This window comes from Micromonospora orduensis (assembly GCF_006228125.1).
GTDB classification, from domain to species: Bacteria; Actinomycetota; Actinomycetes; order Mycobacteriales; family Micromonosporaceae; genus Micromonospora; species Micromonospora orduensis.
The window spans coordinates 1-8,568 of sequence record NZ_VDFY01000228.1 but is presented as its reverse complement, the minus strand read 5'-3'; the positions used below and the strand labels follow the sequence as shown (position 1 = coordinate 8,568).

Genomic DNA, 8,568 nt, shown 5'->3' with positions numbered 1-8,568 from the left:
GCACACCCCGGCCCGCCAGCTCACCGACGTGATCCCCGCGCCCGTCGACACCCGCCCCGACGCTCGCGTCGCGTTCCGGATCACCCCACGGACCGTCATCCGCACCGCACCCGGCTCCACCGCCGCCCGCCAGGTGGGCAACCACCTCGCCGAGACCCTGCGCCCCGCCACCGGATACCCGCTGCCCGTCCTGCCGGCCCGCTCCACCCCACTGCCCGAGATCGCCCTCGTCCTCGGGGGAGCGGACCACCGCGTCGGCCAGGAGGGCTACCAGCTCGACGTCACCCGACAGCGCGTCACGATCCGCGCCAACACCCCCGCCGGGCTGTTCGCCGGCACCCAGACACTGCGCCAGCTCCTACCCGCCGACATCGAGGCGCCCACCCGGCGACACGCCACCTGGACCATCCCCGGCGGACGGATCGTCGACTACCCGCGCTTCGCCTACCGGGGCGCCATGCTCGACCTCGCCCGGCACTTCCACACCGTCGACGAGATCACCGCGTACGTCGACCTCATCAGCCAGTACAAAATCAACTACCTGCACCTGCACCTGACCGACGACCAGGGCTGGCGCATCCAGATCGACTCCTGGCCCCGACTCACCACAGTCGGCGGCGGGCCCGGCACCGGAGTCGACGGCGTCGGCCCCGGATATCTCACCAAAGCCGACTACCAGGCCGTCGTCGCGTACGCCGCCGCCCGGCACGTCACCATCGTCCCCGAGATCGACATGCCCGGGCACACCAACGCCGCCCAGTCGACCTACCCCGAACTCAACTGCGACGGCGTCGCACCGCCCCCACGCACCGACATCGCCGTCGGCTACAGCTCCCTGTGCATCGACGACGAGCTCACCTACCGCTTCGTCGAGGACGTCATCCGCGAACTCGCCGCCATCACACCCGGCCCGTACCTGCACATCGGCGGCGACGAAGCCCACGCCACCACCGACGAGGACTACCGCACCTTCATGAACCGGGTGCTGCCGCTGGTCAGCAAGTACGGCAAACGCGCCTCCGGCTGGAACGAGATCGCGCAGGCCGACCCGCCCGCCGACGCCGTCGCCCAGTTCTGGGGAACCGGCACCACAAACGCCGACCTCGTCGACGCCGTCGCCCGCGGCACCAAGGTCGTCATGTCCCCGGCCAACAAGTCCTACCTGGACATGAAGTACGACGCCAACACACCCCTGGGCCTGCGCTGGGCCGGCCTCATCGAGGTGTCCGACGCGTACGGCTGGGACCCCGCCACCCGCGTCGCAGGCGTCGGCGAGAGCGCGGTCCTCGGCGTCGAGGCGCCCCTGTGGTCCGAGACCCTGCGAAGCCTCGACGACATCGAGTACATGGCCTTCCCCCGCCTGCCGGCGATCGCCGAACTCGGCTGGTCGACCACCACCAGCCACGACTGGGAGTCATTCCGGACCCGACTGGGGGAGCAGGCGCCCCGCTGGCACCTGCAACAGGTCAACTTCTACCCGTCCCCCCAGGTGCCCTGGATCTGAACCGTTCCCGGGGCGCCTGCCTAACCCGGCCGGCGCCCCGGCGGCGGTCAACGACCGCAGGTGCTGTCCAGCGCCTTCAGGGTCGGGTCCAGATCCGGCGCCTCCACCTCGGTGGCCTTCGGGCCGGTGAGCCGCTTCTCCACAGCGGTGGCGAGATTCTCCAACGCCGTACGCAGCTGCGGATCCACCGCCGTCGGCGCCTCCTTGCGCAGGTCCTGCGCGAGCGCCGTGTAGTGGCCCCGCACCTTCTCGCCCTGCTCCTTGGCGCTGACCGGCTTGTCGATCGCGGCGATCGCGTCGTCCGCCATCGCGACGAAGTGCTTCTTCACCACGGCAAGGGTCGTCTCGCAGACCTGCTTGCTGTTCGCCGCGACGTCCACCGTCGGGCTGGCCGCGGTCACCGACGGATCGGCGCTGCCCGCGTCGTTCTTCGGGGCCAGGTCGCAACCGGCGACCAGACCCGCGAGCACGACACCGGCCAGGACGGTACGCACAGACTTACCCACCATGGTGTTTCCCCCGTTGTGACAAGCGGCCCCACCGGGGCCGGAACGCACCACTGTAGAGATCACCCGCCGATGGCGCACTCCCGTTCCGGGCGCCGCTAGGATCCGCGGATGGACCTGGCAGCCGAGACCAGAGGCACCGGACCAGCGATCGTCTGCCTGCCCATGATCAGCACCACGCGCGCCGCCACGGCGGCAGCCTTCGGCCCCGCCCTCGCCGGCGCGGGACTGCGCGAGACGTACCTGGACCTGCCCGGGTACGGCGACTCACCAGCGCACTGCCGACCCACCTCCCAGGCCGTGCTCGACACCGTCATCGCCTGGCTCGACCGGCACCTCGACGCGCCGGTCCTGCTGGCCGGCGCTTCCTACGGCGCGTACCTCGCCGCCGGCATCGCACGCCAACGCCCCGACCTGGTCCGCGGCCTGCTGCTCGTGTGCCCGGGCGTCGCCATCGCGCCGCGGAGCCGCACCCTGCCCGAGCATCGCCCACCGGCAGGGCCCGCCGGCTGGCTCGACGCCGCCCCCTGCGACCTGCGCGCACACCTCGACACCGCGCTGGGCCACCGCACCCCGGCCGTCGTCGCGACGGTCCTCGCCGCGCTCACCGCCGGCGGCCCCGGCGACGAGGCCTTCCAGCAGGCGCTGCGCACCGGCCCCGGGTACGCGCTCGCCGACGAGGACACCGACACCGTCTTCGACGGACCGGTCAGCGTGCTCACCGGCCGGCAGGACGGCATCGTCGGCTACACCGACCAGTTCCACGCCCTGCGCCGCTACCCGCACGGCACCTTCAGCGTGATCGACGAGGCCGGCCACTACCTGCCCTACGAGCAGCCCGCCCTGCTGCGCGCCCACACCAGGGAATGGCTGCGCCGTACCCGGGACTGACCTGGGCGGCGAGCACCCGGCCGCGTCCCGGGCGTCCGCCGGCCGCGCGGACCTGACTTTTGTCATGAGTACCCGTGCGCCCCACATCGAAGGTGATGACTTAGCGCACTGTGGTCCGCCCCGTCCTGTCCACGAGACTCGAATCAGCGCCGGAACAACAGCCGGCACGAGTGCGGGACAGGAGGCGGGACGGTGGACGAGCGCTACGACAGTTACTGCGCCGCGGATCGACTGTTCTACGACTCGCTCGGCAGCGCCGTCGCCCAGCCCGTCTTCCCGGCCGCCGACCGGCCGGTCCCGACCGGCTGGCGGCGAGAACCGCTCGACGACTGGCTGATCTACGGTCCGGACGGCGGCTCGCTGCCGCAGCAGGGCTGGAAGGTCCACGTGTCGGCGGGCCTGGCGAACGCCGAACGGGTGCTGGACGCGGTCTGGGACTACTGCGTACCCCGTGGCCTGTCCTTCAAGTTCCTGCGCGGGCCCCGCACGCTGCTGATGCGCAACTCCAAGTACGCCGCACGGGCCGCCAGCGGCAAGTTCATCACCGTCTACCCCCGCGACGACGCCGAGTTGGAGCTGACCTGCAAGGAGCTCGACAAGCTGCTCGCCGGGGAGTCCGGGCCGTACATCCTCAGCGACCTGCGCTACGGCGCCGGCCCGGTCCACGTGCGCTACGGCGGATTCGCCGCCCGCTACTGCCACTCCCCGGACGGTCAGGTGGTCCCGGCGATCGAGGACGACACCGGTGCGCTGGTGCCCGACCGCCGCGAACCGGTCTTTCACGTACCGTCCTGGATCACCCTGCCGGACTTCCTCGGCCCGCACCTGGCCGCCCGCAACGACACCAGCACCAACCAGGTGCCGTACCGCATCGAGCGAGTGATCCACTTCTCCAACGGCGGCGGGCTGTACGTGGGCCGGGACCTGCGAAGCGACACCGAGGTGGTGCTGAAGGAAGCGCGCCCGCACGCCGGCCTGGACGCCGACGGCGTCGACTCCGTCGCCCGACTGGCAGGCGAGGCGGCCGCACTGCGGCAACTCGCCGACCTGCCGCAGGTGCCACGCGTGCACGACGAGTTCACCCTCGGCGAGCACCGGTTCCTCGCGCTCGAATTCATCCAGGGCCGGCCCCTGAACAAGGTGCTCGTCGACAGGTACCCGCTCATCGACGCCGACGCGACACCCGACGACCGGGCGGCGTACGCCCGCTGGGCCCGGCACATCCACGATCAGGTCGAGTCCCTCATCGCGGCCATCCACCAGCGCGGCCTCGTCTACGGCGACCTGCACCTGTTCAACATCATGATCCGCCCGGACGACCAGGTCGCCCTTGTCGACTTCGAGGTCGCCGCCCCGATCACCGGACACCGCCGACCCGGACTGCGCAACCAGGGATTCGCGGCGCCCCGCGACCGCAGCGGACCGGCGGTCGACAGGTACGCCCTGGCGTGCCTGCGACTGGCGCTGTTCCTGCCACTGACCCAGCTGGTCCGGCTCGCCCCGACCAAGGCGGCCCACCTGGCCGACATCATCGCCGCGAACTTCCCGGTCCCGCGATCCTTCCTGGACCCGGCGGTCGAGGAGATCACCGGCGCTCCCCGCGACACCGCCGACCCCCACACCGACCTCGGCGCGCACGACTGGCCCGCCCAGCGCGACCGCCTCACCAGGGCGATCATCGCCAGCGCCACCCCCGAACGCGACGACCGGCTCTTCCCCGGCGACATCGAACAGTTCCGCAGCGGCGGCCTCAACCTCGCCCACGGCGCCGCCGGCGTGCTGTACGCCCTCGCCGCGAGCGGCGCGGGCCGCTGGCCCGAGCACGAACAGTGGCTCGCACAGCGGGCGACCGCACCTCCGTCCGGCACCCGCTGCGGCTTCTACGACGGACTGCACGGCGTGGCGTACACCCTGGAGCACCTCGGACGCCGACAGGACGCGCTGGACGTGCTCGACATCTGCCTGCGCGAACCGGTGGACGGGCTCGACCACAGCCTGGCCAGCGGGCTGTCCGGGATCGCCCTGAACCTCGCCGAGCTGGCCGCCCGCACCGGGGAGCAATCGCTGCGCGACGCCGCCTGGCGCGCCGCCGAACGGGTGATCGACCGACTGGCCGACGACCCCGGCCCCGACATCAGCGGCGGACGCCACCCGTACGCCGGGCTGCTGCGCGGCCGGACCGGCCCGGCGCTGATGCTGCTGCGCCTCTACGAACTCACCGACGACGACGACCTGCTGGGGCACGCCGCCACGGCCCTGCGCCAGGACCTGCGCCGCTGCGTGCTGCGCCCCGACGGCGCGCTGGAGGTCAACGAGGGCTGGCGGACCATGCCCTACCTGGCACACGGCAGCGCCGGCATCGGCCTGGTCCTCGACCAGTACCTGCGCCACCGCGCCGACGACCGGTTCGCCGAGGCGAGCGCGGGGATCCGCCGCGCCGCACGCTCACCGTTCTACGCGCAGTCCGGACTCTTCACCGGCCGGGCCGGCATCATCGCCTACCTCGCCGCCTCGACACACGACGCCGACCGCCGGGAACTCGACGCGCAACTGCGGCGGCTGTCCTGGCACGCGCTGCCCTACCGCGACGGCACCGCCTTCCCGGGCGAGCAGTTGCTGCGCCTGTCCATGGACCTCGGCACCGGCACCGCCGGCGTGCTGTACGCGCTGGCCTGCGCCCGGCAGGACGAACCACAGGTGCTGCCGTTCCTCGCGCCCCTGGCGGACGCACAGAGACTCCCTCGCGACAGCGAGGGCGACGCACTCCACAAACGAAAGGAAGGGAGGTGAACGACATGGCGCTTCTGGACCTCCAGGGCCTGGAGATGGCTCCGGCCGACCGCACGGGTGGCGGTAGCCGGGCGAGCCTGCTGCTCTGCGGCGACAGCTCGCTCTCCGTCACGACCTGCAACTGATCCGATCGCACGTGGAGCCCTGGGCGGGTAGACGTACCCGCCCAGGGCACCCGCGCAGCACCGGGAGGACCGATGCCGACGTTCGCCGTGGGGGACCTGCTGCTGCGGCGGACGGTCCTGGCGGGCGGCGGCTGGACCGCCGCGCTCGCCGTGGTCGCGCTCCTCGGCGCGACCGCCGAACTCCTGCTGCCCGCGGCCCTCGGCCGCGCCGTCGACGCCGCCCTCGCCAGCGGCCCCAGCTGGTGGATGGTGTCCGCCTGCGCCCTGGTCATCGTCCTCATCTGCGTCGACACCCTCACCGACCTGGCCACCGGATTCGGCGCCGCACGCGCCACCGCCGGGCTGCGCCGGCACCTGCTGCGGCACCTGTTCGCGCTGGACGTGCGCGCCACCCGCGGCCACCCGGTCGGTGACCTCGTCGGCCGGCTGGTCAGCCAGACGGCCGACGCGGGACAAGCCGGCAACGCCGTGGTGCTGGCGACCGTGGCCGTGCTCCCGCCACTGGGCAGCGTCGTCGCCCTCACCATCATCGAACCGGTACTCGGCCTCACCCTGCTCGCCGGCCTCACCCTGCTCGCCGTCCTCATGCGGGCCTTCGTCTCCGACGCCTCGGCCGTGACCGCCAACTACCAGCGGGCGCTGGGCACCATCGCCGGCCGGCTCCTGGAGTCCCTGACCGGCGCCCGGACCATCGCCGCCGCCGCCACCACCCACCGCGAGCAGGAACGGGTGCTGGCCGCCCTGCCCGAACTCGCGGCGCACGGCCGACGCGGTTGGGACCTGCTGGCCCGGGCGAACGCACGGACCTCCGCCGTGGCGCCGCTGCTGCACCTGAGCGTCGTCGCCGTCGGCGGGTACGCCCTGACCGCCGGCTGGCTGACGCCCGGGCAACTGGTCGCCGCGGTCCGCTACGCGGCGATGGGCGCCGGGCTCGGCGGCGTACTCGCCACACTGAACCACCTGGTCCGCAGCCGCGCCGGCGCGAACCGGGTCGCCGAACTGCTGGCCCAGCCCACCGCACCGGCCGGTGACCGACCCCTGCCACCCGGCGGCGGCGCGCTGCGACTGCGCGCCGTGAGCGTGCACGGCGACGACGGCCGACCCATCCTGGACCGGATCGACCTGGACGTACCGGCCGGCGCCACCGTGGCCGTCGTCGGGACGTCCGGCTCCGGCAAGTCGACCCTGGCCGCCGTGGTGGGACGGCTGCACGATCCCGACGCCGGTGACGTACGACTGGACGGCGTACCCCTGCGGCACCTCGACCCCACGGCGCTGCGCCGGGCCGTCGGCTACGCCTTCGACAGGCCCGTGTTGATCGGCGCGACCATCCACGACGCGATCGGGATGGCCATGCCGGCCGGATCGGCGGCGCCACCGACCGACCCCACGCCGGCGACACCGGCGGTCCTCGAGGCCGCCCGCACGGCAGCCGTCGCCGACGTCGTCGAACGGCTACCCCACGGCTACCGCACCCCGCTGGCGACCACACCCCTCTCCGGAGGCGAAACCCAACGCCTCGGCCTGGCCCGCGCCTTCGCCGCCGAACGACTGCTCATCCTGGACGACGCCACCTCCAACCTGGACACCGCCACCGAACACCGCATCGCCCACGCGGTGACCGGACGGACCGGCGAACGCACCCGGCTGGTGATCACCCACCGGGCCGCGACCGCCGCCGCGGCCGACCTGGTCGCCTGGCTCGACGGCGGTCGACTGCGCGCCCTCGCACCACACCAGCACCTCTGGACCGACCCGGACTACCGGGCGGTCTTCCAACCCGCCAGCGGTGAGCCGTGACCCGTCCCGGCGTACGCCGAGTGACCTGGCGGGCGGCGCGGGCCCGCCGCCGCGAGCTGACCCGGCTCTGCGGCTGGTCGCTTGTCGAGTCACTGCCCGCGCTGCTCTCCGGCTACCTGGTCGCCCGCGCCGTCGACGAGGGATTCCTGGCCGGACGGCCCCTCACCGGCCTGACCTGGCTGGGCGCCCTCGCCGTGGCGGTGCTGCTCGGCGCCACGGCCACCGGCCGGACGTACCGGTGCCTCGGCGCCGTCGTCGAGCCGTTCCGCGACGACCTGGCGACACGCATCGTCCGGGGCGCGCTACACGACGCCACCCGAACCGGCGGCCACCCCGACAGCGCCACCGTGACCCGGCTGACCCACCAGGTGGAGATCGTCCGCGACACCTTCGCCGGCCTGCTGATGGTGACCCGCGGCTTCGTCTTCTCCGCCGGCGCAGCCCTGCTCGGCCTGCTCGCCCTGGCCCCGACTGTGGCGGCGCTCGCCGCCGCGCCGATGCTCGTCGGCCTGGCCGTCTTCCTCGCCGCCCTGCCGGCGATGGTCGCCCACCAGCGCGCGTACGTCCAGGCCGGTGAACACCTCGGCCAGTCGGCCGCGACCGCGCTGGCCGGGCACCGAGACGTGCTGGCCTGCGGCGCCCAGGCACGCGTGACGACCGACGTGGAACGCCAGGTGTCCGCGCAGGCCGCCGCGGAACGCACCCTCGCCCGGATGGCCGCCATCCGCAGCCTCAGCCTCGGCATCGGCGGCTGGCTGCCACTTGTGGTACTGCTGGCCGCCACACCATGGCTGGTCGAGCGCGGCCTGACCGCCGGCGCGGTGCTGGGCGCGCTGATCTACGTCTCCACCGGTCTGCAACCGGCCCTGCACACCCTCGTGCAGGGCATCGGCGGCGGGGGACTGCGCTACGTCGTGACCCTGGAGAACATCCTGCGCACCTACCCGGACAC

The 8,568-nt window shown here is 73.2% G+C and carries 7 protein-coding genes; 6 read left to right on the top strand and 1 reads right to left on the bottom strand.

The window, feature by feature from the left end; all coding sequences use genetic code 11:
- Positions 1-1,504: beta-N-acetylhexosaminidase (locus tag FHG89_RS25710; protein WP_139586986.1), on the top strand; the 1,504-nt coding region annotated here is incomplete at its 5' end.
- Between the two features lie 47 nt (positions 1,505-1,551).
- Here the strand turns inward: FHG89_RS25710 and FHG89_RS25705 are convergent.
- A complete protein-coding gene (locus FHG89_RS25705) occupies positions 1,552-2,013 on the bottom strand; it encodes a hypothetical protein (RefSeq protein ID WP_139586985.1) in 462 nt (153 codons plus the stop codon).
- Positions 2,014-2,121: 108 nt separating this feature from the next.
- Between FHG89_RS25705 and FHG89_RS25700 the strand changes: the two genes are divergently transcribed.
- The 5 genes from FHG89_RS25700 to FHG89_RS25680 all read left to right on the top strand — a co-directional run.
- Positions 2,122-2,901 (top strand): alpha/beta fold hydrolase, encoded by a 780-nt coding sequence (locus FHG89_RS25700; RefSeq protein ID WP_139586984.1) that lies wholly within the window; start codon positions 2,122-2,124, stop codon positions 2,899-2,901.
- A gap of 192 nt (positions 2,902-3,093) precedes the next feature.
- Positions 3,094-5,691 (top strand): class III lanthionine synthetase LanKC, encoded by a 2,598-nt coding sequence (gene lanKC / locus FHG89_RS25695; protein WP_139586983.1) that lies wholly within the window; start codon positions 3,094-3,096, stop codon positions 5,689-5,691.
- Between the two features lie 5 nt (positions 5,692-5,696).
- A complete protein-coding gene (locus FHG89_RS25690; RefSeq protein WP_013734295.1) occupies positions 5,697-5,816 on the top strand; it encodes a SapB/AmfS family lanthipeptide in 120 nt (39 codons plus the stop codon).
- A gap of 72 nt (positions 5,817-5,888) precedes the next feature.
- On the top strand, positions 5,889-7,616 hold the full coding sequence (locus FHG89_RS25685; RefSeq protein WP_139586982.1) for an ABC transporter ATP-binding protein: 1,728 nt from the start codon (positions 5,889-5,891) through the stop codon (positions 7,614-7,616).
- Positions 7,613-8,568: 6TM ABC transporter family protein (locus FHG89_RS25680; RefSeq protein ID WP_139586981.1), on the top strand; the 956-nt coding region annotated here is incomplete at its 3' end. The genes FHG89_RS25685 and FHG89_RS25680, both read left to right, overlap by 4 nt.